At 69.9% G+C, this 25,949-nt stretch carries 20 protein-coding genes and 1 pseudogene; 11 read left to right on the top strand and 10 right to left on the bottom strand.

What is annotated here, in order from left to right:
* The first annotated feature begins 124 nt into the window (after positions 1-124).
* Positions 125-607, top strand: a complete 483-nt coding sequence (locus WFQ05_RS09625) for a glutathione peroxidase (protein ID WP_130517808.1) — start codon at positions 125-127, stop codon at positions 605-607.
* A gap of 249 nt (positions 608-856) precedes the next feature.
* Here the strand turns inward: WFQ05_RS09625 and WFQ05_RS09620 are convergent, their stop codons facing one another.
* From WFQ05_RS09620 to WFQ05_RS09605, 4 genes and pseudogenes are all read right to left on the bottom strand, one after another.
* Positions 857-1,636, bottom strand: a complete 780-nt coding sequence (locus WFQ05_RS09620) for a ferredoxin--NADP reductase (protein WP_337053627.1) — start codon at positions 1,634-1,636, stop codon at positions 857-859.
* A gap of 137 nt (positions 1,637-1,773) precedes the next feature.
* Complete coding sequence (locus tag WFQ05_RS09615) at positions 1,774-3,351, bottom strand: pseudouridine synthase (protein ID WP_130522806.1); 1,578 nt, start codon at positions 3,349-3,351, stop codon at positions 1,774-1,776.
* Positions 3,352-3,394: 43 nt separating this feature from the next.
* A pseudogene (scpB, locus tag WFQ05_RS09610) lies at positions 3,395-4,285 on the bottom strand (SMC-Scp complex subunit ScpB); the annotation flags it as partial.
* Positions 4,286-4,338: 53 nt separating this feature from the next.
* The gene (locus WFQ05_RS09605) at positions 4,339-5,244 is read right to left on the bottom strand and encodes a ScpA family protein (protein ID WP_337053626.1); all 906 of its coding nucleotides are present in this window, start codon (positions 5,242-5,244) and stop codon (positions 4,339-4,341) included.
* Positions 5,245-5,652: 408 nt separating this feature from the next.
* Between WFQ05_RS09605 and WFQ05_RS09600 the strand changes: the two genes are divergently transcribed.
* The 9 genes from WFQ05_RS09600 (at position 5,653) to WFQ05_RS09560 (ending at position 17,125) form a co-directional block, all read left to right on the top strand.
* Positions 5,653-5,952: a YciI family protein gene (locus WFQ05_RS09600; RefSeq protein ID WP_130517817.1), complete on the top strand. Its 300-nt coding sequence runs from the start codon at positions 5,653-5,655 to the stop codon at positions 5,950-5,952.
* The gene (locus WFQ05_RS09595) at positions 5,949-6,233 is read left to right on the top strand and encodes a BolA family protein (RefSeq protein WP_337053625.1); all 285 of its coding nucleotides are present in this window, start codon (positions 5,949-5,951) and stop codon (positions 6,231-6,233) included. Before WFQ05_RS09600 ends, WFQ05_RS09595 begins: the two co-directional genes overlap by 4 nt.
* 153 nt (positions 6,234-6,386) lie before the next feature.
* Complete coding sequence (locus WFQ05_RS09590; protein WP_337053624.1) at positions 6,387-7,412, top strand: LacI family DNA-binding transcriptional regulator; 1,026 nt, start codon at positions 6,387-6,389, stop codon at positions 7,410-7,412.
* A gap of 101 nt (positions 7,413-7,513) precedes the next feature.
* Positions 7,514-9,181 carry a glucoamylase family protein gene (locus WFQ05_RS09585; protein ID WP_130517823.1) on the top strand — a complete coding sequence of 556 codons (1,668 nt, stop codon included), beginning with the start codon at positions 7,514-7,516 and terminating at the stop codon, positions 9,179-9,181.
* A 7-nt stretch (positions 9,182-9,188) separates the two neighbouring features.
* Positions 9,189-10,520 carry a sugar ABC transporter substrate-binding protein gene (locus WFQ05_RS09580; protein WP_337053623.1) on the top strand — a complete coding sequence of 444 codons (1,332 nt, stop codon included), beginning with the start codon at positions 9,189-9,191 and terminating at the stop codon, positions 10,518-10,520.
* A complete protein-coding gene (locus WFQ05_RS09575; RefSeq protein WP_130517827.1) occupies positions 10,517-11,395 on the top strand; it encodes a sugar ABC transporter permease in 879 nt (292 codons plus the stop codon). The genes WFQ05_RS09580 and WFQ05_RS09575 overlap by 4 nt, the downstream gene beginning before the upstream one ends.
* Before the next feature lie 40 nt (positions 11,396-11,435).
* A complete protein-coding gene (locus WFQ05_RS09570) occupies positions 11,436-12,272 on the top strand; it encodes a carbohydrate ABC transporter permease (protein ID WP_337053622.1) in 837 nt (278 codons plus the stop codon).
* A 393-nt stretch (positions 12,273-12,665) separates the two neighbouring features.
* A complete protein-coding gene (locus WFQ05_RS09565) occupies positions 12,666-15,824 on the top strand; it encodes a discoidin domain-containing protein (RefSeq protein WP_337053621.1) in 3,159 nt (1,052 codons plus the stop codon).
* Between the two features lie 233 nt (positions 15,825-16,057).
* A complete protein-coding gene (locus WFQ05_RS09560; protein WP_337053620.1) occupies positions 16,058-17,125 on the top strand; it encodes an LLM class flavin-dependent oxidoreductase in 1,068 nt (355 codons plus the stop codon).
* 34 nt (positions 17,126-17,159) lie between these two features.
* Here the strand turns inward: WFQ05_RS09560 and WFQ05_RS09555 are convergent, their stop codons facing one another.
* From WFQ05_RS09555 to glk, 6 genes are all read right to left on the bottom strand, one after another.
* Complete coding sequence (locus WFQ05_RS09555) at positions 17,160-18,047, bottom strand: flavin reductase family protein (RefSeq protein WP_337053619.1); 888 nt, start codon at positions 18,045-18,047, stop codon at positions 17,160-17,162.
* 319 nt (positions 18,048-18,366) lie between these two features.
* Positions 18,367-19,674, bottom strand: a complete 1,308-nt coding sequence (locus tag WFQ05_RS09550) for a sorbosone dehydrogenase family protein (protein ID WP_337053618.1) — start codon at positions 19,672-19,674, stop codon at positions 18,367-18,369.
* Positions 19,667-20,110 (bottom strand): DUF2231 domain-containing protein, encoded by a 444-nt coding sequence (locus tag WFQ05_RS09545; protein WP_130532149.1) that lies wholly within the window; start codon positions 20,108-20,110, stop codon positions 19,667-19,669. Before WFQ05_RS09545 ends, WFQ05_RS09550 begins: the two co-directional genes overlap by 8 nt.
* Before the next feature lie 544 nt (positions 20,111-20,654).
* A complete protein-coding gene (gene eda, locus WFQ05_RS09540; protein ID WP_337053616.1) occupies positions 20,655-21,314 on the bottom strand; it encodes a bifunctional 4-hydroxy-2-oxoglutarate aldolase/2-dehydro-3-deoxy-phosphogluconate aldolase in 660 nt (219 codons plus the stop codon).
* Positions 21,315-21,358: 44 nt separating this feature from the next.
* Positions 21,359-23,269, bottom strand: coding sequence for a phosphogluconate dehydratase (edd, locus tag WFQ05_RS09535; RefSeq protein ID WP_337053615.1), 1,911 nt, complete (start codon positions 23,267-23,269; stop codon positions 21,359-21,361).
* 170 nt (positions 23,270-23,439) lie between these two features.
* Complete coding sequence (glk, locus tag WFQ05_RS09530) at positions 23,440-24,468, bottom strand: glucokinase (protein ID WP_337053614.1); 1,029 nt, start codon at positions 24,466-24,468, stop codon at positions 23,440-23,442.
* A 302-nt stretch (positions 24,469-24,770) separates the two neighbouring features.
* Here glk and ugpC point away from each other — a divergent pair, with 302 nt between their 5' ends.
* On the top strand, positions 24,771-25,850 hold the full coding sequence (ugpC, locus tag WFQ05_RS09525) for a sn-glycerol-3-phosphate ABC transporter ATP-binding protein UgpC (protein ID WP_337053613.1): 1,080 nt from the start codon (positions 24,771-24,773) through the stop codon (positions 25,848-25,850).
* Positions 25,851-25,949 lie beyond the last annotated feature (99 nt).

Below are 25,949 nucleotides of genomic sequence, written 5' to 3'. Positions count from 1 at the left end.
GCAATCGTCACGCGTGACCGGCCACGCTCGATAGCCTAAAATTTGTGACGTAACTCACATAACATTAGGTGGGGCGCCGTCATGGCGCCTATGATCGGTCGGCCAGGGACAACGGAAGGTAGGCATGCGGGGTGTTTTCGAATTCGCGGCGCTGGACATCAATGGCCACGAGCAGCCGCTGGCCGACTGGGCCGGCTCGGTCCTGCTGATCGTCAATGTCGCCTCCCAGTGCGGGTTCACGCCGCAGTACGGCGGCCTGGAGCTGCTGTGGCAGCAGTATCGCGATCGCGGGCTGGTGGTGCTGGGCTTTCCCTGCGACCAGTTCGGCCATCAGGAGCCGGGCGACGAGGCGCAGATCCGCGCCTTCTGCAGCCTCAACTACGCGGTGACCTTCCCGATGTTCGCCAAGGTCGAGGTCAACGGCCCGAACGCGCATCCGCTGTGGCAGCGGCTCAAGCACGACCGGCCGGGGGTATTCGGCACCGAGCGCATCAAGTGGAACTTCACCAAGTTCCTGGTCGGCCGCAACGGCCAGGTCCTGCGCCGCTACGGATCGCGCAACGCGCCCGCGTCGTTGGCGCGGGACATCGAGGACGCGCTGGGCTGAGCGCGCGCAGCGACTCCTGCCTGCTAACCATCTCTCCGATCAAGCCGCGGCCTACTTGTAGAGCGGAGCTTGCTCCGCTGCTCTTCGTTCGGTTCGTGGAGAAAGCCCCAGCGGAGCAAGCTCCGCTCTACAGTCCGCTGCTCCTCGTTCGGTTCGTGGGGGAAGCCCCAGCGGAGCAAGCTCCGCTCTACAGGGAGCCGCCATCGGCCAAGGGGCCACAAGGGCGGCGTCTGCAGAGAGGCTTGCCGACTACTTCTCGACGAAGGCGCGCTCGAACACGTAGTGGCCGGGGCTGCCGATGCGCGGGGAGGCCTCGAAGCCGCGGCTGTCCAGCAGCGTGCGCAGGTCGGCCAGCATCTGCGGGCTGCCGCAGATCATGAAGCGATCGCGCGCCGGGTCGATCGGCGGCAGGCCCAGCGTCTGGGCCATCTGCCCGCTGCCCAGCAGCTCGGTCAGCCGGCCCTGGTTGCGGAACGGCTCGCGCGTCACCGCCGGGTAGTACAGCAGCCGCTCGCGCAGCAGCTCGCCCAGCAACTCGTGCTGCGGCAGCTCGCGCTCGAAGTAGTCGCGGTAGGCCAGGTCCTTCTCGTAGCGCACGCCGTGGGTGAGGATCACCTTGTCGAAGCGCTCGTAGGTCTCCGGGTCCTTGACGATGCTCAGCCACGGCGCCATGCCGGTGCCGGTGCCCAGCAGGTACAGGTGCCGGCCCGGGTGCAGGTCGGAGATCAGCAGGGTGCCGGTGGGCTTGCGCCCGATCAGGACGCTGTCGCCCGGCCGGATGTGCTGCAGGCGCGAGGTCAGCGGGCCGTTGGGCACCTTGATGCTGAAGAACTCCAGCTGCTCTTCCCAGTTGGCGCTAGCGATCGAGTAGGCGCGCAGCAGCGGGCGGGTTTCGCCCTCCAGGCCGATCATCACGAACTGGCCGTTCTCGAAGCGGAAGGCCTCGCTGCGCGTGGTGGTGAAGCTGAAGTAGTCGTCGGTCCAGTGACGGACCTCAAGCACCGTTTCGGCGCCGTAAGCGGAAGACATGGGCGGATCGTGTTGGGCAGGGGAGAGGAACGCGTTCCAGTATAGCCGCGAAGATGAGATTGGTTCTCATATCCGCGCACGCGTCGGCCGACGGGCGCCAGGTGCGGACGCGCGAGACCGCGCGTCCGCCGGCCGGATCAGCCCTGGCCGCCGCCCCGCGGACCGCGACCGCGCGGCGCGCCGCCGGAACGATTGCCGCCCGGGCCGCGGTTGCCACCCGGACGCGGGCCGTTGCCACCGGGGCGGTTGCCGCCGGCCGGACGACCGCCGGGGCGGGCCTGGCCCTGGCGCTGGCCGTACGGGCTATAGCTGCCGGGCGTGGCGTGGTCGGACGGGAAGCTGGGCGCATTGCCCGGATGCCCGTACGGCTTGGCCTTGCGCTGCTGGCCTTGGCCTGCGCCCTGGCCGCGCGGACCGCGCTCGTCGCCGAAGCCGCCGCCATAGGGGCTGTTGCCGCCGCCACCCCCACCACCACCCGGACCGCGGCGCTGGCCGCCGGCCGGCTTGCCGCCGAAGGGCTTCTTCGGGCCGGCGTTGCGGTGGCCGCTCGGGCCGGTGTCCACGCCGTCGGGCACGTACCAGCTGCGGAACGCGGCCGGGTTGCCTTCCGGCAGCGGCTTGGGACCCTTTTCCTTGCGCTGCTTGAACGGCTTCTGCGACTGCTTGGCCGCCGCTTCGCCGCTGACGGTCAGGCCGCCCTTGAAGCCGCCGCCCTTGCCGCGGCCACGGCCGCGATCCTCGCGCACGTTGTCGAAGCGGCGCAGCTCGCGACCTTCGTCGGCGGTGCTGTGGCCGTTGACGTAGGCGTTGCCGGCACCGCGCGCATTGATCTGCAGCGTGGCCTTGGCCGCCTTGCGCTGGCCGATCACCGGCTGCAGGGTCAGCGCGGCCGGGGCGCCGTCCTCCAGGCCCAGCTGCTTGCGCAGCGCCTGGACCTGGGCGTCGGGCAGCTCCTGCGACTGGCCGCGCAGCAGCGGCTGCGGCAGTTCGATGGCGCCGTAGCGGATGCGCTTGAGGCGGCTGACCTGGCAGCCCTGCGATTCCCACAGGCGGCGCACCTCGCGGTTGCGGCCCTCGCTCAGGGTCACGCGGTACCAGTCGTGCGAGTCGGTGCCGCCGATGCGTTCGATCTCGTCGAACTTGGCCGGGCCGTCCTCCAGCGCTACGCCGCGGCGCAGGCGATCGACCAGGTTGTCCGGCACGGTGTCCTGGCCTTCCGGGGCGCGCACGCGCACCACGTACTCGCGGCTGACCTCGAAGGAGGGGTGCATCATCGCGTTGGCCAGCTCGCCGTCGGTGGTCAGCAGCAGCAGGCCGGTGGTGTTGATGTCCAGGCGGCCGATGGCGATCCAGCGCGCGCCCTTGAGCGCGGGCAGGGCCTCGAACACGGTCGGCCGGCCTTCGGGATCCTCGCGCGTGGTCACCTCGCCTTCGGGCTTGTTGTAGATCAGCACGCGGGTGGGCTCGGTCAGCGCGCTGGCCACGAAGCTGCGGCCGTCCAGCTCGACGCGGTCGCCGCTGCCGATGGACATGCCGATCTGCGCGGTCTGGCCGTTGACCTTGACCAGGCCATCGGCGATGCGCTGCTCCAGCGCGCGGCGCGAGCCCAGGCCGGCCTGGGCCAGCACCTTGTGCAGGCGTTCCTCCAGGCGGACTTCGGGGGCTGCGGCGGCGTCGCGCTTCAGCGAGAGCTTGCTGCGGGGGGTGTCACTCATGTTTGTGCTCCGACGAGACCGTATCGGCGTCGTCTTCTTGGTGGGTGGTGGAAGCCGGCGCGTCGGTCTGCGGCGCGTCGGTGGGTTCGGCTGCGTCCGCGGCGGGCGCGTCGAGGTCGGGGGCGTCCTGCGTGGCCGGCGGCGGCAGGTCGCCGTCGGCGTCCGGCGCGTCCTGCGCCGGCGGGGAGTCGGGGAAGGCCGGCTGTTCGCCGTCTTCGTCGGCGCTGGCGGCGTCATCGGCCGGCGCGGCCTCCGCATCTGCATCTGCATCCGCATCCGCGTCGGGCTGGCCCTCGGCGGCGGCGCGGGCCGGCAGCGGGGCGCCGGGCAGCGGCAGCTGCGGGTCGAGCTCGGCGATGTCCTTCAGCTCGGACAGCGGCGGCAGTTCGTCCAGGCGCTTGAGCCCGAAGTAGTCCAGGAAGCCCTTGGTGGTGCCGAACAGCGCCGGCCTGCCGGGCACGTCGCGGTGGCCGACCACGCGGATCCACTCGCGCTCTTCCAGCGCCTGGATGATGTTGCTGCTGACCGCCACGCCGCGCACCTGCTCGATCTCGCCGCGGGTGATCGGCTGGCGGTAGGCGATCAGCGCCAGGGTCTCCAGAGTGGCGCGGGTGTAGCGGGTCTTGCGCTCGGTCCACATGCGGCTGACCCAGGCGTGCACGTCCGGCTTGACCTGGTAGCGCCAGCCGCTGGCCACTTCGACCAGCTCCACGCCGCGCTCGGCGCAGGCCTGGGCGAGCTGTTCCAGCGCCAGGTCCAGGCTGCCTTCCGGCGCCGGGCGGTCCTCCGGGAACAGCTCGGCCAGCTGCGCCAGGCTCATCGGCTGGGCCGAGGCCAGCAGCGCGGCCTCCACGATGCGGTTGATCAGGCCCTGGTCCGCCTGGGCGACCGGGGCGGTCGCGGTGTCGGTATCGAAAGCGTCGTCTTCGTGCATGCGAGGGTCTTGGCCGCGCCGTCAGCGCGTGCGGGTCGTGGTGGCCGGCGCGCTCATGCGTCGTTGGCCGCGTCGGTGTCGTCGAACTCGCTGGAGAACTGCAGCGGCTCGTTGGTGTTGTTCAGCGCCAGGGACTTGATGTAGATCGGCGCCAGCGGCGCCTCCTGGACGATGTCCAGCAGCTGCTCCTTGGCCAGCTCCAGCATCGCCAGGAAGGTCACCAGCACGCCGAGCCGGCCCTCGGCCACGGTGAACATGGTCTCGAAGCGGTGGAACTTGCCGTCCTCCAGCCGCGAGAGCACCTCGCCCATGCGCTGGCGCACGCTCAGCGCCTCGCGCTTGATCGCGTGGCCGGAGAACAGCTCGGCGCGCTTGAGCACATCGTGCAGCGCCAGCAGCATCTCCTTCAGGTCCACCTCCGGCGGCACCTTGATGGCGGTGCGGTCCGGCACATGGGCGTGGGCCACGGCAGTGTCGCGGTCCAGGCGGGGCAGGGCGTCGATGTCCTCGGCGGCCTGCTTGAAGCGCTCGTACTCCTGCAGGCGGCGCACCAGGTCGGCGCGCGGGTCGCCTTCCTCGCCGTCCTCGGCCTGCGGCCGCGGCAGCAGCATGCGCGACTTGATCTCGGCCAGGATCGCGGCCATCACCAGGTATTCGGCCGCCAGCTCGAAGCGCAGCTCCTGCATGACGTTGATGTAATTCACGTACTGGCGGGTGATCTCCAGCACCGGGATGTCCAGGATGTCCAGGTTCTGCCGGCGGATCAGGTACAGCAGCAGGTCCAGCGGGCCCTCGAAGGCATCGAGGATGACCTCCAGCGCGTCCGGCGGGATGTACAGATCCTGCGGGATCTGCAGCACCGGCTGGCCATGCACCATCGCCAGCGGCATCTCGTGCTGCTGCGGGCTTTGCGGCTTGTCGGTGGAAGCGGTCGCGTCGGGCGCGGATTGCGATGTCATCGAGGGTCGAAAGCGGGTCGCGTCAACACTGCGGTCCGGACCGGTTGGCGTGGGGGAACGCCGGGGCCGGCCCTGCGATTGCCAGGGGGCATGCGCTTCCCGCAAGGGGCGGCGCCGGGGTACTGCAGGTGGTCAAGCCTTGCGTGGGCGGTCGCGGTGCGCACGTCAGCCAATGCGGCGCTCGCCTGTGGGGAGGGCGGCGGGCAACGAAGGATCAGGTGGTCTGGCCTTAAGGACGCGCTTGGCAGCGTGTGGGTCGCGGGCAGGTCCGGGCGGGCCTGGGCGATGGCCGCTGCGGGTCGTGCCGTGCCAATCAGGTTCGCAGAGTACGGTTTGGCCGGCCGCCTGTCCAGCGCGGGCGCATCCGTACAATCGCAGGCCCATCCGAAGTCCAGCGGTCTTAATGCCATGTGGTACGCCATCGAAGGCCATGATGTCCCCGATTCCCTGCCGCTGCGCCAGCCGGCGCGCCCGGCGCACCTGGCGCGGCTGCAGGCGCTGCTCGATGCCGGCCGGCTGCTGGTGTGCGGGCCGTGCCCGGCGATCGATTCGCCCGATCCAGGCCCGGCCGGCTTCAGCGGCAGCATCGTGATCGCGCAGTTCGACTCGCTGGAGGATGCGCGCGCCTGGGCCGACGCCGACCCCTACGCGCTGGCCGGCGTCTATGCGCGGGTGGACGTGCGCCCGTTCCTGAAGGTGCTGCCGTGAACGAGGCGACGCGGATCGAGCGCATCCGCCAGGCGCTGGACGCCGGCCTTGCGCCGACGGTGCTGGAGCTGGAGGACGAGAGCCACCGCCACGCCGGCCACGCCGGCGCGCGCGACGGCCGCGGGCATTTCAAGGTGCGGGTGGTCAGCGAGGCCTTCGCCGGCAAGCTGCCGCTGGCCCGGCACCGGCTGGTGTATGCCGCGCTGGGCCCGATGATGCAGACCGACATCCATGCCATGAGCATCGTCGCCCAGACCCCGGGCGAGGCCGCCAGCGCCTGAGCGTGCGCGGGTTGCACAGGCGTGCGACGGCACCGATTTCGCGGGCTTTTGATCCGGCGTCGCCCTAGCATCGGCCCAAGGTAGGATGGACCGCGCGGAGTGGAAGCGCTTACATTCCGCGCCAGAACCAGTCAGCCAGACCGCGGAGGGCGGATGTCGCGCAACGGAACCATCACCATCCGGGATGTGGCGCGCGAGGCGCAGGTCTCGGTGGCGACCGTCTCGCGGGCGCTCAACGGTCACGACAACGTCGCCGAGGAGGTCCGCAAGCTGGTCCTGGAGACCGCCCGGCGCCTGCGCTACCAGCCGCATGCCGCCGCGCGCAGCCTGAGCAGCCGCAGCACCCAGACCATCGGCGTGGTCCTGCCGGACCTGTACGGCGAGTTCTTCTCCGAGCTGATCCGCGGCATCGACGGGGTGGCGCGCGAGCACCGCCGCCATCTGCTGGTGTCCAGCTACCACGGCGCCCAGGACGCCCAGGGCGCGGCGCTGCGCGCGATGCGCGGGCGCGTGGATGGGCTGCTGGTGCTCTCGCCCTATGCCGACCAGCCGGGTTTCCTCACCGACAACCTGCCCGACGGTCTGCCGGTGGTGCTGATCAACACGCACCTGCCGCATGGCGACTATCCGGTCCTGAACATCGACAACCACGGCGGCGCGGTGGCGATGATGCGCCACCTGGTGGCCAGCGGCCGCAGGCGCATCGCCTTCATCGCCGGGCCGGCCTGCAACTTCGACGCGGCCGAGCGGCTGCGCGGCTATCGCGATGCGCTGGCCGAGCTGCTGCCCGGGGTGGCCGAGCAGGTGCTGCCGGGGCGGTTCGACGAGGCCTCGGGCATGGAGGCCGGCACCGCGCTGCTGGCGGCCGGGACCCGGCCCGATGCGGTCTTCGCCGCCAACGACACCATGGCCCTGGGCTGCCTGTTCGCCTTCAACCAGGCCGGGGTGCGCGTGCCGCAGGACATTGTCCTGGCCGGGTTCGACGATGTGCCGGTGGCGCGCTTCGTCCACCCGCCGCTGACCACCATGCGCATCAGCATCGCCGAGCTGGGCGCCAACGCGCTGCGGCGGCTGCTGCAGGACATCCAGGCCAAGGCGCCGCTGGCGCTGCCCGATCCGGCGCCGCTGGTGCCTGAACTGGTGGTGCGCGACTCGGCTCCGGTGGCCGCGGCGCTCTGACTCGGCAGGCCACGGCTGTTAACCTTGCACCACCCCCGCACCGCTTTCGTTTTGCGCCGGACTTCGTTTGCAGGTGTAAACGTTTACATGGATCTTGAGCCTTGAAGACGCGTCGACGCCTCACCTCGCTGCTGCCGCTGACGGCATCGGCCCTGGCCGTGCTGCTGGCGGCCTGCCAGCAGCAACCCGAACCCACGCCCGTCAAGCCGGTCAAGGTGACCGGGCGTCCGCCCGTCGAGCTTCCCGTGGAAGACAAGAAACCCGAATTGCCCGCGCTGTTCCGCGACATCGAGCGCCGGACCTTCCAGTTCTTCTGGGACACCACCAACGAAAGCAACGGCATGACGCCGGACCGCTATCCGTCGCGGCCGTTCGCCTCGGTGGCCTCGGTCGGGTTCGCGCTGACCGCCTATCCGATCGGCATCGAGAACGGCTGGGTCAGCCGCAGCCAGGCGGTGGACCGCACGCTGACCACGCTGAAGTTCCTCTACGAGCTCAAGCAGGGCAAGCAGCCCACCGGCACGGCCGGCTACAAGGGCTTCTACTACCACTTCCTGGATATGCAGACCGGCCAGCGCTTCTCCAGCTGGGTGGAGCTGTCCACGGTGGACACCTCGCTGCTGCTGATGGGCGTGCTGTTCGCTCAGTCCTATTACGACGGCGATGACCCGCGCGAGAAGCAGATCCGCGACCTGGCCGAGCAGATCTACCGGCGCGTGGACTGGACCTGGATCCAGCCGCGCTCGCCGCTGATCTCGATGGGCTGGTTCCCCGAGAGCGGCTTCATCAACCACGACTGGACCGGCTACAGCGAGGGGATGATGGTCTACATCCTGGCGCTGGGCTCGCCCACCCATGCGGTGGAGCCCGACGCCTGGCAGGTGTGGACGCGCACCTACAACGAGATCTGGGGCGTCTACCAGGGCCAGGAGTATCTGTCCTACGGCCCGCTGTTCACCCATCAGTACACGCATATCTGGGTCGATTTCCGCGGCATCCAGGACGACTACATGCGCGAGCACGGCATGGACTACTTCGAGAACAGCCGCCGCGCCGCCTATGCCCATCGCCAGTACGCCATCTCCAACCCGATGAAGTGGAAGGACTACGGCGAGAACGTGTGGGGCCTGACCGCCTCGGACGGGCCGCAGCAGACCCAGCAGGAGTACCGCGGCGAGATGCGCGAGTTCCGCCACTACTCCTCGCGCGGCGCCGGCCTGCGCGACAACTTCGACGACGGCACCATCGCCCCGACCGCGGCCATCGCCTCGCTGCCGTTCGCGCCGGAGATCGTGATTCCGGCCACCGAGGAGATGCACAAGCGCTTCGGCGACTACATCTATTCCAGCTACGGCTTCCTGGATGCGTTCAATCGCAGCTTCACCTACGACATCCCGATCAAGACCGGCCGCGTGGTGCCGGACAACGGCTGGGTCGGCAGCGACTACATCGGCATCGACCAGGGCCCGATCCTGACGATGATCGCCAACTATCGTGACGACTTCGTCTGGAACGTGATGAAGAAGAACCCGCACATCCGCAAGGGACTGGAGCGGGCGGGCTTCACCGGCGGCTGGCTGGCCGGCGAGGACAAGGGCAAGGACGACAAGGACAAGCGCGCGCAGGCCGAGGCGGCCAAGACCGCGCAGGCGCCGGGCCAGATGGACGCGGCCACCGCGCGCGCGCTGGGTACGGCCGAATCGCGCGTGCCCAATTCGCAGTCCGAGCCGCAGCAACAACAGCAGCAGCGCCCGCAGCAGCCGGGTTGAGTCGCGCATGAGTCCATTCCGCTTTTCCCCGGCGCGCGGCGCGCTGGCGCTGGTGCTGCTGACGGGCATCGCGGCCGTGCTGGCGGCCTGCGCGCCGCGCGATGCGCAGCAGCGCACGACGGTGCGCTTCTGGGCGATCGGCCGCGAGGGCGAGGTGCTCGGCACGCTGCTGCCGGAGTTCGAGGCCGCCCATCCCGACATCCGCGTGGACCTGCAGCAGATCCCCAGCACCGCCGCGCACGAGAAGCTGCTGACCGCCTTCGCCGCCGACACGCTGCCGGACGTCTGCCAACTGGGCAACACCTGGATCGCCGAGTTCGCCACGCTCAAGGCGCTCACGCCGCTGGAGCCCTACGTGCGGCGCTCGACGGTGGTCAAGCAGGACGACTACTTCCCCGGCATCTGGCAGACCAACATCATCGACGGGCAGCTGGTCGGCATCCCGTGGTATGTGGACACGCGCCTGCTGTTCTACCGCAAGGACATCCTGCGCGAGGCGGGGGTGAAGCTGCCGATCACCACCTGGGCGCAGTGGGATAAGGCGATGGCGCAGATCAAGGCCTACGTCGGGCCGGACCGCTACGCCATCCTGATGCCGCTCAACGAGTTCGAGCAGCAGCTTTCGCTGGCCCTGCAGCAGGACGACCCGCTGCTGCGCGACCACGACAACCGCGGCAACTTCGAGAGCCCGGGCTTCCGCGCGGCGCTGGCCTTCTACGCCAACACCTTCGCTCAGGGCTGGGCGCCGAAGATGTCCGAGACCCAGGTCTCCAACGTCTGGGACGAGTTCTTCCGCGGCACCTATGCCTTCTACCTGTCCGGGCCCTGGAACATCCGCGAATTCCGCATCCGTGCGCCCGAGACGCTGAAGGATCAGTGGGGCACAATGGCGCTGCCGGGGCCGCACGGCCCGGGCGCGGGCATCGCCGGCGGCTCGAGCCTGGTGATCTTCCAGAGTTCACGCCACAAGGAGGCGGCGTGGAAACTGATCGAGTTCCTCTCGCGTCCGGACATCCAGCAGCGCTTCCACGCGCTGATCGGCGACCTGCCGCCGCGCCGCTCCACCTGGCATACGCCGCAGCTGGAAGGCGATCCGCTGGCGCGCGCCTTCGCCGACCAGCTCGAGCGGGTCAAGCCCACGCCCAAGGTGCTCGAATGGGAGCGCATCGTGCAGGAGATGCGGCTGGTGACCGAGCGGGTGGTGCGCGGCGGCGAAAGCCAGGACGCGGCGGTGGCCGACCTGGACCAGCGCGTGGACAAGATCCTGGCCAAGCGCCGCTGGATCTATGAGCGCGACCATCCCGGCAGCGACGCCAAACAGACGGAGACCGCCCGATGAACCGTTCGCTCGCCGGATGGGTGTTCACCGCGCCGGCGCTGATCGTGCTGGGCGTGTTCTTCGGCCTGCCGGTGCTGGCCGCGCTGGCGCTGAGCGTCACCGACTTCGATCTCTACGCGCTGGCCGATCCGCACAACCTGCGCTTCATCGGCCTGGACAACTACATCGACCTGCTGCGCACGCCGATGTTCTGGAAGGCGCTGTGGAACACCACTTACTTCGTGCTGGTGGGCGTGCCGCTGTCCATCGCCGCCTCGCTGGGCGCCGCGCTCCTGCTCAATGCGCCGGCCGCGCGCTTCCGCGCGCTGTTCCGCACCGCGTTGTTCGCGCCGGTGGTGACAACGCTGGTGGCGGTGGCGGTGATCTGGCGCTATCTGTTCAACACCCAGTACGGGCTGGTCAACTACGTGCTGGTGCATCTGGGCGTGCCGGCGCCGGACTGGCTGGGCGATCCGCACTGGGCCATGCCGATGATCATGCTGTTCGCGGTGTGGAAGAACTTCGGCTACAACATGGTGATCTTCCTGGCCGGGCTGCAGGCGATCCCGCACGACCTTTACGAGGCCGCGCGCATCGATGGCGCCAACCGCTGGAAGCAGTTCTGGCACATCACTTTGCCGATGCTGGGCCCGGTGCTGCTGGTGGTGGGGGTGATCACCATCTCCGGCTATTTCCAGCTGTTCGCCGAGCCCTATGTGATGACCCGCGGCGATCCGCTGCAGAGCACGGTGAGCGTGCTGTATTTCATGTTCGAGGAAGGCTTCAAGTGGTGGAACCTGGGGCGCGCCTCGGCGGTGGCCTTCCTGCTGTTCCTGATCATCCTGGCGGTGACCACCGTGATGCTGCGCCTGGGCCGCAGGAAGGGGTTGGTATGAGGGGCTTGCACATGCGCGCCCGGTGCGCGGGAGGCCCGGCATGAGCCGCGAAGTCGGGGGCTCGCGCTGGAACGCGATCCTGGTCAACGGCGGCCTGCTGGTGCTGGCCATCGTCAGCCTGGCGCCGCTGGCGTGGATGGTGTCGGTGTCGTTCATGCCGGCCGGCGAGGCCAGCCGCTTCCCGCCGCCGATGCTGCCCAGCGCCGCGACGCTGGCCAACTACCATCAGCTGTTCGAACGCACCGGCATGGCCGACAACTTCGTCAACAGCCTGATCGTGTCGCTGGCCATCACCCTGGGCTCGCTGCTGTTCAACACGCTGGCCGGCTATGCCTTCGCCAAGCTGCGCTTCGCCGGGCGCGAGCGGGTGTTCCAGGTGCTGCTGGCCGCGCTGGTGATCCCGGCGCAGGTCGCGATGCTGCCGCTGTTCCTGCTGATGAAGCAGCTGCATCTGGTCAACAGCTTCGGCGGTGTGATCGTGCCGGCGCTGGCCACGGTGTTCGGCATCTTCCTGGTGCGCCAGTACGCGCGCAGCATTCCCGACGAGCTGCTGGAGGCCGCGCGCATGGATGGTGCCGGCGAGCTGCGGATCTTCTTCCAGATCGTGCTGCCGATGCTCAAGCCGGTGCTGGTGACGCTGTCCATCTTCACCTTCATGGCGGCCTGGAACGACTTCATGTGGCCGCTGATCGTGCTCACCGACCAGGATCACTACACGCTGCCGGTGGCGCTGGCCTCGCTCTCGCGCGAGCACGTGATGGACGTGGAGCTGATGATGGCCGGTGCGGTGGTGACGGTGGTGCCGGTGCTGCTGCTGTTCCTGCTGTTGCAGCGGTACTACATTCAGGGGCTGCTGCTGGGGAGTGTTAAGGGCTGAACCTGGTCGCCCGCGGACCAGAGATTCGCGCTCAAGGGCTTATCCAGTGCAAGCAAAGGCTTTCGTGCGGCTGCGCCGCCCGACCTACTTTTCTTTGCTCGTGCAAAGAAAAGTAGGCAAAAGAAAGCACGCCCCAGGCGGCGCGCCTGCGCTGCGCGCAGGTCCGCTGCGGGCCGAGGGATTTTCCGAAGGGACATCCTGTCCCCTCGGAAAACGTCGCACATCCATGTGCGACGCCCTAACGGGTCTTATCCTCGGCCCTCCGCCGCGCCTTAAGGGGTAAGTTGCAAGCCAGAGCAACAGCTAGAGCAACAGCTAGAGCAACAGCTAGAGCAACAGCCCAGGCCGCCGGTTCTCTGGCAACCTCCGATGAACTTCTCGATGGCTACTGATATGTCCCGTTGCCGCCCGCTTGTCGCTTTCTTGATCGCGCTTGGCTTGCCTGCGTCCGCGCAAGCGCAGACGCGCGTGCTCGATGCGTTCGACGATCCTTCCACCTGGAAGGTGGTGACCTCCAACCAGGTCACCGCGAGCCTGCGCACGGTGCCCGGGGCCGATGGCGGCAAGGCGCTGTGCCTGGACTACGACTACCACGGCGTGTCCGGCTATGCGGGGCTGCAGCGCGAGGTGGCGCTGGACTATCCGGACAACTACCGCTTCGACTTCCAGCTGCGCGGCGCCTCGCCGGCCAACGATCTGCAGTTCAAGCTCACCGATGCCTCGGGCGACAACGTGTGGTGGGTCAATCGGCCGGCCTACGACTTTCCCGGCGAGTGGACGCCGGTGACCTATCGCAAGCGCCAGATCGACAAGGCCTGGGGGCCGGAACCGGACAAGACGCTGCGCCATAGCGCCAAGCTGGAGTACACGATCTACAACAACGCCGGCGGCAAGGGTTCGGTGTGCTTCGATGCGCTCACCTTCACCGCGCTGCCGCCGCAGGACACCAGCCCGCTCACCGGCTCGGCCAGCGCCTCGACCGCCAACGGCGGCAGCAGCGCTGCGCTGGCGGTGGACGGCAATCCGGACACGGCCTGGTATGCGGACTTCGACGCGGCCACGCCGCCGCAGCTGACCCTGGACCTGCACGGCGTGCGCGAGTTCGGCGGGCTCAAGCTGGTGTGGAAGCCGGGCGAGCAGGCCAGCGACTACCTGGTGCAGCTGTCCGACGACGGCGTGCAGTGGCGCGACGCGCGCGCGGTGGTCGATGGCGATGGCGGCACCGACTGGATCGCGCTGCCGGAAACCGAAGCGCGCTACGTGCGCGTGCTGCCCGCCGAAGGGCCGCACAATTCCTTCGGCCTGGCCGAACTGCAGGTGCTGCCGCTGGCGTTCTCGGCCACGCCCAACGAGGTGATCAAGACCATCGCGGCGGCCTCGCCCAAGGGCTGGTATCCGCGCGGCTTCAGCGGCCAGCAGCCGTACTGGACGATCATCGGCCTGGATGGCGGCACCGAGCAGGGCCTGATCGGCGAGGACGGCGCGGTGGAAGTCGCGCGTGGCGGCTTCAGCGTCGAGCCGTTCGTGGTGACCGACGGGCGGCTGGTGAGCTGGGCCGACGTCAAGGCCCAGCAAAGCCTGCAGGACGGCTATCTGCCGATCCCCAGCGTGGAGTGGCGCCATCCCGCGCTGGCGCTGACCACCGCGGCCTTCGCCGACGGCACGCCGGCCGATTCGCAGCTGGTCGTGCGCTATACGCTGCGCAATCCGGACAGCCGCGCGCATGCGTATCGCCTGGCGCTGGCGCTGCGGCCGTTCCAGGTCAACCCGCCGACGCAGTTCCTGAGCGTGCAGGGCGGGGTGAGCCGGATCGAATCGATCGCCTTCGACGGCCGCACCGCGCGCGTCAACGGCGCGCCGCGGGTGTACGCCTCGCAGGCGCCGGATGCCGCCTTCGCCACAAGCTTCGACGGCGGCATGGCGGTCTCGCACTTGCTGGACGACGCGGTGCCGGCGCAGGCCGAGGTGGTCGACGAGACCGGCCTGGCCTCCGGTGCCTACGTGTACGAGCTGACGCTGGAGCCCGGCCAGTCGCGCCAGTTCGACCTGCGCGTTCCGATGACCGGCAAGCCGCGCTGCTCGAGCAGCGTGGCCGCCGCGGACTGCAGCGCGCAGGCGCGTCAGGATGCGGTGGCGGCGCTGTGGCGCGACAAGCTGGACCGCGTGCGCTTCACCGTGCCGGCCTCCGGCCAGCCGCTGGTCGATACGCTGCGCACCGCCACCGCGCACATGCTGATCTCGCGCGTGGGGCCGCGCCTGCAGCCGGGCACGCGCTCGTACAACCGCAGCTGGATCCGCGACGGGGCGATGATCTCCGAGGGCCTGCTGCGCATGGGCCGCCCGCAGGTGGTGCGCGACTACATCACCTGGTATGCGCCGTTCCAGTTCAAGGACGGCATGGTGCCGTGCTGCGTGGACCGCCGCGGCAGCGACCCGGTGCCGGAGAACGACAGCCACGGCGAGCTGATCTTCGCCATCGCCGACTACTGGCGCTACACCGGCGATACGGCCTTCGTGCAGCGCATGTGGCCGCACGTGGAGGGCGCCTATCGCTACATGGAACAGCTGCGCCTGTCCGAGCGCACCGAGCAGAACCGCGTCAGGGATCCGGCCTTCTACGGGATGATGCCGGTGTCGATCAGCCACGAGGGCTATTCGGCCAAGCCGGTGCACTCGTACTGGGACAACTTCTGGGCGCTGCGCGGCTACAAGGACGCGGTCGAACTGGCCCAGGTCCTGGGCAAGACCGAGGATGCCAAGCGCATGGCCGCCTCGCGCGATCAGTTCCGCGCCGATCTGATGGCCTCGCTGCAGGCGGCGGCGCGCGAGCACGGCATCGATTTCCTGCCCGGCTCGGCCGAGCTGGGCGATTTCGATTCCACCTCGACCACCATCGCCCTGGCGCCGGGCGGCGAGCAGGGCCAGCTGCCGCAGCCGCTGCTGGACAACACCTTCCAGCGCTACTGGACCGAATTCGAGCAGCGGGCCGACGGCCAGCGCGCGTGGAAGGACTACACGCCCTACGAGTGGCGCAACGTGGCCGCCTTCGTGCGGCTGGGCTGGCGTACGCGCGCCAACCGCGCGGTGGACTTCTTCTTCGCCCATCGCACCCCTCAGCCCTGGAACCAGTGGGCCGAGGTGGTCTCGCACACGCCGCGCGTGCCGTTCTTCCTCGGCGACCTGCCGCATGCCTGGGTGGCGTCGGACTTCGTGCGCACCGCGCTGGACATGTTCGCCTACACGCGCGAGCTGGACGACAGCCTGGTGCTGGCCGCGGGCATTCCGCCGGCGTGGCTGGACGGGCAGGGCATCGCCATCGCCGGCCTGCGCACGCCCGAGGGCCCGCTGAGCTACACGCTCAGGCGCGCCGATGGCCAGCTGCAGCTGGACGTGCCGGCCGGCCTGAAGCTGCCCAAGGGCGGCCTGGTCCTGCCCTGGCCGTACGCCGGCACGCCGGGCCAGGCGACCATCGACGGCAAGCCCGCGCAGTGGCAGGACGGTGCGCTGCGCATCACCAGGCTGCCGGCGACGGTGCGGATCGCGGCGCCTTGAGCGAGGTCGTGCGTCGCCACCTGTAGAGCGGAGCTTGCTCCGCTGGGGCCTTTCCCACGAACCGAACGAAGAGCAGCGGAGTCCCCAAGAGGGGATTGCCACAAGCTCCGCTCTACAGGTGGGAGCCGCCGTGATGGTTCCCACCCGCCAGCAGAAGAGCGAGGCACGTTCACGAGCAGGCATGCCGGGATGCGGGACCATTCAGTGCTCGATGGACCAGTGGAGGTCGTGCCATGCGCGCATTCGGATTCCTGAGCTTCGGCCACTACGGGCATAGCCCAGGTTCGGTGGCCCGCACCTCGGCCGAAATGATCCGCCAGGCGGTGGAGATCGGCGTCGGCGCCGACGCCCTGGGTGTCAACGGCGCTTACTTCCGCGTGCATCACTTCGCGCGCCAGCAGGCCGCGCCGATGCCGCTGCTGGCGGCCATCGCCGCGCGCACCCGGCACATCGAGGTGGGCACCGGCGTGATCGACATGCGCTACGAGAATCCGCTGTACCTGGCCGAGGAGGCCGCCGCGCTGGATGCCATCGCGCAGGGCCGCATCGCGCTGGGCATCAGCCGCGGCTCGCCCGAGCCGGCGCTGCGCGGCTACGAGGCCTTCGGCTACACCGGCGCGGCCGATCCGCGCGGCGGCGACCTGGCGCGCGAGAAGTTCGCGCTGTTCCTGCGCGCCATCAAGGGCGAACCGATCGCGCCGGGCGACCCGCAGCTGGTCGGGCCCGGCCAGCGCCTGGCGATCGAGCCGCGCGCGCCCGACCTGGTCAAGCGCATCTGGTGGGGCTCGGGCACCCGCGAGACCGCCGAATGGGTCGGGCGCCAGGGCCTGAACCTGATGTCCTCCACGCTGCTCACCGAGGACGACGGGAAGCCCTTCCACGCCCTGCAGGCCGAGCAGATCGCGCGCTTCCGCCAGGCCTATCGCGCGGCCGGGCACAGCGGCGCGCCGCGCGTGTCGGTCAGCCGCAGCGTGTTCCCCATCGTCAACGAGCTGGACGCGCGCTATTTCGGCCAGCGCGGCGACGGGGCGAGCGATACGGTGGGCATCATCGATGGCTTCCGCTCGACCTTCGGCAAGACCTATGCGGATACGCCGGACAGGCTGATCGATCAGCTCAGGGCCGACAGCGCGGTGATGGCGGCCGATACGCTGATGTTGACCATCCCCAGCCAGCTGGGGCCGGACTACAACCTGCACGTGCTGGAGTCCTTCGCTAAATACGTCGCGCCGGCCCTGGGCTGGAAGCCGAACACCGAAGGCCCGGTGGTCGGCGACGCGATCGAACCCGCCGCGGCGTAAGGCGCGCGTTCGGCGCGCTGCTGGGGGCGCCCGGTCAGTCGGCCTGGCGCGTCGGCAGCTGCGGCAACAACGCGCTCTCGCCGACGTACTGCTGCAGGATGCCGCGCATCTCCTCATCGCCGATGCGCTCCAGCGGAATCGCCTCGGGCGCGAAGAACACGCCATGGGTGGCGACGCCGGTGCCCAGCTCGCAGCGGTAGACGATGCGGCGCTCGCGGCCGTGGCCGCACACCGCATAGACGAAGCCGACCACCACCGGCAGCTCGGTCGCCTCGCGCAGGCGGCTGGCCAGCGTCGCGTCCTCGCCCTGCGGAATATCGAAGGCCGGCAGGTGCAGCTGGCCGTCGCTGTCCTCGAACAGCAGCACCTGGTCCTCGCGCGTGGCGATCGCCACCGCGCGCGCCTCGGGAGCCGCGCTGGCCGTGCGCGTGGCCTCCTCGGCCAGGCGCGGGGTGAAGTAGCTGCCGCGCACGTAGCCCAGCCCGTTGGCGGCGCTGTGCTCGAAGGCCTGCACGCGGCCGAGCAGGATCACGTGGTCGCCGGCCTCGACGACGCGTTCCAGCGCGCAGTCGAACCACGCCGCCACCGTTTCGATCAGCGGCGCGCCATGCGGGCCGGCGCGCCAGTCCAGGCCGGCGAAGCGGTCCTGCACGGGTTGGGCGAAGCGGTTGGAGATGTCCTTCTGATGTTCGGCCAGCACGTTGACCGCGAAGCCCGGGCCCTGGGTGAAGGCCGCCAGGTTGCGCGAACTGCGCGCCAGGCAGACCAGCAGCAGCGGCGGGTCCAGCGAGACGCTGGCGAAGGAGTTGGCGGTGAAGCCGATCGGCCGCCCCTGCGCGTCCAGCGCCGTCACCACCGTCACACCGGTCATGAAGGCGCCGAAGGCGTCGCGCAGGGCGCGGGGATCGTGGGTCTGAAGCATGTCCGGGACTTGCGGCGACGGCGGGGGAGCGCAGCCTACCAACTCGCGCGCCGCGACGGGTCCGGTCGCATCGCACACCGCGTTGCGGCGTCGGCGTCTGCATGGTGGGAGCCGCCAAGGCGGCGATGGGGTTGTACCAGGAAACCCCCACCCGTCATTCCCGCGACCGCGGGAATCCAGTGGCTTTCGCACGAAAGGCGAAGACACCGGGTTCCCGCGTTCGAAGGAACGGCGGTAGGCGAGCGGCCGGTGACGATCGCTAGTAAAGCCTCATCGCCGCCATGGCGGCTCCCACCGGAAGCGCCGCTATCGCCCACCCTCAGCGCGAACTCACACGCCACACCGTATCGCCCACATCATCGGCGATCAGCAGGGCGCCGCTGGCGTCCTGCGCCAGGCCCACCGGCGCGCCGAACAGCTGCTTCTCGTCGTCCGAGTGGAAGCCGCTGACCACCGTCTGCGGCGGCCCCGCCGGCATGCCCTGCTGGAACGGCACGTACACTACCTCGTAGCCGCTCAGCGGCGAGCGGTCCCAGCTGCCGTGCTCGGCTACGAAGGCGCCGCCGTGGTACTTTGCCGGCAGCGCGTTGTCCTGCGAGAACCACAGGCCCAGCGCCGCCACATGCGAGCCCAGCGCGTAGTCCGGCTTGATCGCCTTGGCCACCAGGTCTTCGCGCTGCTGCTTGACGCGCGTGTCCACGTGCTGGCCGTAATAGCTGTAGGGCCAACCGTAGAAGCCGCCTTCCTGCACCGAGGTCAGGTAGTCGGGCACCAAGTCGGCGCCGATCTCGTCGCGCTCGTTGGCGATGGCCCACAGCTTGCCGGTGGTCGGCTCCCACTGCAGGCCGGTGGGGTTGCGGATGCCCGAGGCGTAGATGCGGCTGCCGGCCGAGGCCACGTCCACTTCCAGCACCACCGCACGGCGGTACTCCTGCTCCAGCCCGTTCTCGCCGATGTTGCTGTTGGAGCCCACGCCGACGTACAGCTTGCGGCCGTCGGGGCTGGCCAGCAGCGCCTTGGTCCAGTGGTGATTGATGGTGCCCGGCAGGTCGGTGAACTCCACGCCTGGCGCGGTGATGCGGGTCTGGCCGGCGACGTAGGGGAACTTCATGATCGCGTCGGCATTGGCCACATACAGGTCGCTGCCGATCAGCTGCACGCCGAAGGGCGAGTGCAGGTGTTCCAGGAACACGTGCTTCTCCCAGCGGCCGTCGGCGCCGGCGCGCAGCAGGGTGATGCGGTTGCCGCCCTTGCCGCTCTTGCCGGACTGGCCCTTGATCTTGTTGGCGATCAGCTGCTTGGGCGTGGTCACCGGTTCGGCGCCGGGGCCGTTGGCCTCGACCACCAGCACGTCGTGGTTGGGCAGCACGTAGAGCTGACGCGGATGCATCAGGCCGTCGGCGATCTTCTCGATCTTCAGGCCGTCGGCAACCTTGGGCGTCTGGCCGTCCTTCCAGCCCACGCCGTCGGGCACCTGCATCGGCGGCACCAGGAAGTTGCGCGCTGCCGGCAGCGGCGGCGCGTCGCCGGACTGCTGGGCCGGATGCAGTTCGGCCTTGCCGCCGCAGGCGGCCAGCAGGACCGCGCAGGCCAGGCCCAGGGTGGTGCGGGTGAGGGAATCAGTCATGGACATAGCCTCCAAGGCGGGCGTCGCGCACGGCGATCAGCACATTGCCGATGGCCAGCAGCAGCACGGTCAGGGCCGACAGCCACACGCCGGCGGGGATCACGGCATAGGCATCGCGGCTGTGCACGAAGGCGTTGAAGATCGCCGCGACGATGGCCAGCAGGTTGAGCCAGAAGGCCAGCCGGTCCGCGCCCAGCGCGCTGCGGCGCCCGGTGATCCACACCTGCGCCAGATTGACCAGGCGCGGGATGATGGCGGCGACCAGGCCCAGCACGATCAGCCACGCCGCGCTCTTCATCCACAGGATCACCCCGGTGTTGGCGTAGGTGATGTCGAAGATCAGCGCGGCGACGAAGCAACCGAACGGGATCGGATTGAGCAACCCGTAGAGCGCGGCGGCGACGGCCGAGCGTCGCGGTGCGATGTGCGATGTCATGGAGAAGTCTCGAAGCGAGGAAAGGCGTCCGGCGCAGCGATCGGCGCAGGACGCGGTTCACTGTCCTCGCCCGGATGTGGATGTGGTGTGGTGGTCGCTATCGCGCGAGGTTGCGTCCAGAGGCGCGTAGGCGCTGCCTACGCCGCCGCTTCGTCATTCCCGCGAAGGCGGGAATCCAGCGGCTTTCAAGCGCTAGCGCCAACGTCCATGGGTTCCCGCTTTCGCGGGAACCACGGTCTGAGGGTGTTTGTTCGAGCCTGAGAGCTTGGTATTGCCGGCATCAAGCGGCGAGGCGCGAAGCCCTCGTATCCCCGTCATTCCCGTGAAGGCGGGAATTCGGTGGCTTTCACGCGCAAGCTCCAAAGTCCCTGGATGCACGCTTTCGCGGGAATGACGATGGGATGCGTTATTGCCCCCTCGGGAGGCATGCTCCTAGCCCTAAGGCGGCGAGGGGCGCTTCCTGCGCAAGCAGCTCGGTGAATTCAGATGCAGGTGCGGCAGGTGCAGGAGACGCAGGCGCTCGGAGCGCCTGCGCAGGCGACACTCAGCCGCCGCGCGCCTGCTTGACGATCTGCGCGGCGCGCGCGGCGGTCTCGCGCACGGAAGTCCAGTCGCCCGCGGTGATCCACTGCTTGGGCACCATCCACGAACCGCCGATGCACACCACGTTGGGCTGGGCCAGGTATTCGGCGGCGGTGGCCTCGGTGATGCCGCCGGTGGGGCAGAGCTTGAGCTGCGGGATCGGCCCGTGCAGGCCCTTGATCATCGCCAGCCCGCCGACCGCATTGGCGGGGAACAGCTTGCACACGTGGAAGCCGAGCTGCAGCAGGGTCAGCAGTTCGGTCGGCGAGGCCGCGCCGGGGATCACCGGGATGGGCGCGGCGGCCAGCGCTTCGGCCATATGCGCCGGGGTGCCGGGGGTAACGATGAAGTCGGCGCCGGCGCCCACGCACTGACCGATCTGGTCGATGGTCAGCACCGTGCCCGCGCCGATGGCGAACTGCGGCAGCTCGCGCTTGAGCGTGGCCAGCGCTTCCATCGCCACCGGCGTGCGCAGGGTCAACTCGATCACCGGCAGGCCGCCTTCCAGCAGCGCATGGGCCACGCCGCGGGCCTGGTCCAGCGTGTCCACCGCGACCACCGGCAGGATGCCGGCGCGGCGAAGCAGGTCTTCGGTCTGTTGCTGGCGCTTGGAGATGATCATGGTCGTGCCTTGCGTGCGTGGAAGGGGATGGGGCAGGGCGCCGGTCAGGCGTCCTTGGCCTCGTGCGGGGCCGCGGCGGCCTGTGGGGTGTCGCCCAGTTCGTATTCGGCGTCGACCTCCCAGCCGTGCTCGGGCGTGGGCGGGCCGCAGGAAATGGACACCGCGCCCTGGTCGGCCGGCGTCACCTGGGCGCGGTTGAGCGCGAACAGGTTACGGCCCAGGTCGTGCGAGGGCCGGGCGGTGTCGGGCGCCAGCGTGCGCAGCTGCCATTCCTCCGCGTCGACCTGCGCCTCCAGCACGCCGGCCTCGGCGTCGAGCAGGATCATGTCGCCCTCGCGCAGGCGCGCCAGCGGGCCGCCGGCGGCGGCCTCGGGCGTGATGTGGATCGCGGCCGGGATCTTGCCCGAGGCGCCGGACAGGCGGCCGTCGGTGACCAGCGCCACGCGCCGGCCCTGGTTCTGCAGCAGGCCCAGCAGCGGCGCCAGCGAATGCAGCTCGGGCATGCCGTTGGCACGCGGGCCCTGGTAGCGCACCACCGCGACGAAGTCCTGCGGCAGGGCGCCGGCCGCGTGCAGCTTGTTGAGGCTGCGCGGGTCGTCCACCACCACCGCCGGCGCGTGGATGCGGCGGTACTCGGGCTTGACCGCCGAGGTCTTGATCAGCGAGCGCCCCAGGTTGCCGCGCAGCAGGCGCAGGCCGCCCTGGGCCTCGAACGGCGCCGACACCGGGCGCACCACCTTCTCGTCGGCGCTGGTGGCGATGCCGGGGCTGTAGGCCAGCTGGCCCTCGACCAGGCGCGGCTCGTCGCAGTAGGCGCGCATGCCGCCGGCGACGATGGTCGGAATGTCGTGCATCAGCCCGGCATCGAGCAGCTCACGGAACACGAACTGGGTGCCGCCGGCCGCGGCGAAGCGGTTCACATCGGCCTCGCCGTTGGGATACACGTGGGCCAGCAGCGGCACCACCTGCGAGATCTCGTCGATGTCGTCCCAGGTCAGCACGATGCCGGCCGCGCGCGCCACCGCCACCCAGTGGATGGTGTGGTTGGTCGAGCCGCCGGTGGCCATCAGCGCGGCGATCGCGTTGACGATCGCGCGCTCGTCCACCAGCTGGCCGATCGGGCGATAGTCCTCGCCCAGCGCGGTGATCCGCAGCGCGCGCTCGGCGGCCGCGCGGGTCAGCACGTCGCGCAGCGGCAGGTCCGGGTTGACGAAGCTGGTGCCCGGCAGCTGCAGGCCCATGGCCTCGAGCAGGGTCTGGTTGGAGTTGGCGGTGCCATAGAAGGTGCAGGTGCCGGCGCCGTGGTAGCTGGCCGATTCGGCCTCCAGCAGCTCTTCGCGCGTGGCCTCGCCGGCGGCGTAGCGCTCGCGCACGGCGGCCTTCTCCTTGTTGGGGATGCCCGGGGTCATCGGCCCGGCCGGCACGAACACCGCCGGCAGATGGCCGAAGGCCAGCGCCCCCATCAGCAGGCCCGGCACGATCTTGTCGCACACGCCCAGGTAGAGCGCCGCGTCGAACATGTCGTGGCTCAGCGAGATCGCCGTGGCCTGGGCGATGACATCGCGCGAGAACAGCGACAGCTCCATGCCCGGCCGGCCCTGGGTCACGCCGTCGCACATCGCCGGCACGCCGCCGGCCACCTGCGCGGTGGCGCCCAGCTCGCGCGCCAGCTGGCGGATCATCTCGGGGTAGTGCTCGAAGGGCTGATGCGCCGAGAGCATGTCGTTGTAGGCGGTGACGATGCCCAGGTTGGGCGTCACGTCCGCGCGCAGCCGGCCCTTGTCGGTCGGCCCGCATGCGGCGAAGGCGTGGGCCAGGTTGCCGCAGCTCAGGCGGGTGCGCTGCGGGCCCTCGCGGAGCACCGCGTCGATGCCTTCCAGGTAGGCCTGGCGCGGCTGCGCGCTGCGGCGGCGGATGCGGTCGGTAACGGCTTCGATGCGCGGGTGCAGGGTCATGGCAGGCGGCTGTGACAGGCGGGAAGGAGGACGCGTCGCACACCGGGCTGAACAAGACCACTGGCAATACCAGTGGCGTCCTGTATTCCGCTGCGGTGGTCAGCAGGCCCCAAGTCTAGCGCGATCGCACGACACCTGGGCACGCAGCGGAGATACCAATAGAATTCCAGTCAGGCGGCAGGAGGGGCGGGCGCGTGCTTGTTGGGCGGCCCGAACACCTCTACCGCCATGGCGGCCGCGCCCAGCAGGCCCGGCTGCTTGTGCAGGTTGGCCAGCACCGGGATCTTGCCCATCGCCGGCGAGAAGCGGCCCTTGTGCTCGAAGCGCTGGCGAAAACCCGAGCGCTGCAGCTGCGGCAGCAGGCGCGGGACCAGGCCGCCGCACAGGAACACGCCGTCCCAGGCGCCCAGGGTCAGCACCAGGTCGCCGGCGATCGCGCCGAACACGGCGAAGAACACGTCCAGCGCATGCAGGCAGCGGGCATCGCCCTCGGCCGCGCGCGCGGTCACGTCCGAGGGCTGCATCGGGCCCGGATCCTCGCCGGCCATCTCGCTCAGCGCGCGATGGATGTTGACCAGGCCCGGTCCGCAGATCAGCCGCTCGTTGGACACCCGGCCGAACTGGCGCGAGAGCCGCTCCAGGATCTCGATCTCCTCCGGATTGCCCGGCGGGAAGCTGACATGGCCACCCTCGGTCTCCAGCGCATAGCGCTTGCCGTCGCGCACCAGCAGGCCGCCGGCGCCCAGGCCGGTGCCCGGGCCGATCACCGCGTAGGTCAGGTTGCGCGTCAGCGGCACCGGCTTCCACGGCGCCGGGCCGACCTGGGCCACATCGTCCGGGCCCAGCAGGGAGGCGGCCATGGCCTGGGCGGCGAAGTCGTTCATCAGCTTCACGCCTTCGAAGCCGAGCATCTTCTTCAGCCGCGGCACCCGGATCACCCAGGGGTGGTTGGTGACGCGGACCTCGTCGCCATCGACCCGGCCGGCCGCGGCGAAGACGCCGTTGCGCGCGGTGGTCCCGGTCTGGTCCATGTAGTGCTTGGCCGCATCGGCCAGCGAGGGGAAGTCGGCCACGACGTATTCGCGCGTGCTGTCCAGCAGCAGCGGGTTGTCGGCGGCGGTGTCGGCCAGCGCGAAGCGCACGTTGGTGCCGCCGATATCGGCCAGCAGGACGCACTGCGCGGGGTCGGGAGAGCTCATGCGGGATTCCTGGAACGAGGAAGAAGGATCGGGCGCCGGCCGCGTCGACGGGCCGGGGCGCGAGGCGCGACGGATGGTAGCGCGGGGCCTGACCAGGCCATACGGCGCATACGAATGCGGGGGAACTCGCGACATCGCCCCCTCCGGCAAGTCGACTGATGGGATCGGCGTGGTGAAAACGCTTACATGGCAGAATACCGCGTCGCGCCTGCGCTCGTCACCGGGTCGGGCGTAGCCTTCGCCGCAGCGCGCGCCCAGCGCGATGCCGTGTGCGGTGCAGCAACGAAACTGAAGGAGACACGATGGCGAGTGTGCAGCTGGATCAGGTCCGCAAGGTGTACGACAACGGCCAGGTGGCCGTGCACGGCGCCAGTTTCGAGGTCGCCGACGGCGAGCTGATGGTGCTGGTGGGGCCCTCGGGCTGCGGCAAGTCCACCCTGCTGCGCATGATCGCCGGGCTGGAGGAGATCAGCGGCGGCACGCTGAAGATCGGCCCGCGCGTGGTCAACGACGTGGCGCCCAAGGACCGCGACATCGCCATGGTGTTCCAGTCCTACGCGCTGTATCCGCACATGACGGTCGCGCAGAACCTGGCCTTCGGCCTGAAGCTGCGCAAGCACGACAAGGCCACCATCGCCGCGCGCATCCAGGCCGCGGCCGAAACGCTGGGGCTGACCTCGATGCTGGACAAGCTGCCCAAGGCGATGTCCGGCGGCCAGCGCCAGCGCGTGGCGCTGGGCCGGGCGCTGGTGCGCGAGCCGGCGGTGTTCCTGCTGGACGAGCCGCTGTCCAACCTGGATGCCAAGCTGCGCAACTCGGTGCGCAGCGAGATCGCACGCCTGCACCGGCAGCTGGGCACGACCATGATCTACGTCACCCACGACCAGGTCGAGGCCATGACCCTGGGCCAGCGCATCGTGGTGCTCAAGGACGGGCAGATCCAGCAGATCGACACGCCGATGGCGCTGTACGACCGGCCGGCCAACCTGTTCGTGGCCGGTTTCTTGGGCAGCCCGGCGATGAACGTGCTGCGCGGCACCGCGCAGGCCGAGGGCCTGCGGCTGGACGACGGCGCCCTGGTGCCCTGGCACGGCGCCGCCCCGGCGCCGGCCACGCCCGGCCGGGCGCTGATCGTGGGCGTGCGCCCGGAGGACCTGCATCTGGTCCAGGCCGGCGCCCCGGGCAGCTTCGCGGCCACCGTGGAGAACATCGAGCCGGTCGGCAACGAGATCTTCGTCCACCTGCTGGCCGGCAAGCTGGCGCTGGTGGCCCGCGTGGCCCCGCGCGCGCTGCCCGCGCCGGGTGAGCCGATCGGCCTGCAGCTGGACGCTGCGCGCCTGCACTGCTTCGACCCGGCCGACGAGCGCCGCCTGGAAGTCTGAACCCGTCCGGCCGCCCGGGTAGGGCGCCGGTATACTCCGGTGTCCGCCGACGGCCCCGCCGCGCCGGGCCCCGCAGGCCCGCGCCAAGCGCCGCCGGAC

Origin of the sequence: Pseudoxanthomonas sp. USHLN014, assembly GCF_037153335.1 — a bacterium.
In the GTDB taxonomy this organism is placed as follows: domain Bacteria; phylum Pseudomonadota; class Gammaproteobacteria; order Xanthomonadales; family Xanthomonadaceae; genus Pseudoxanthomonas_A; species Pseudoxanthomonas_A winnipegensis.
Note: the sequence above shows the minus strand (reverse complement) of the source record. Positions and strands in the feature narration are given on the sequence as shown.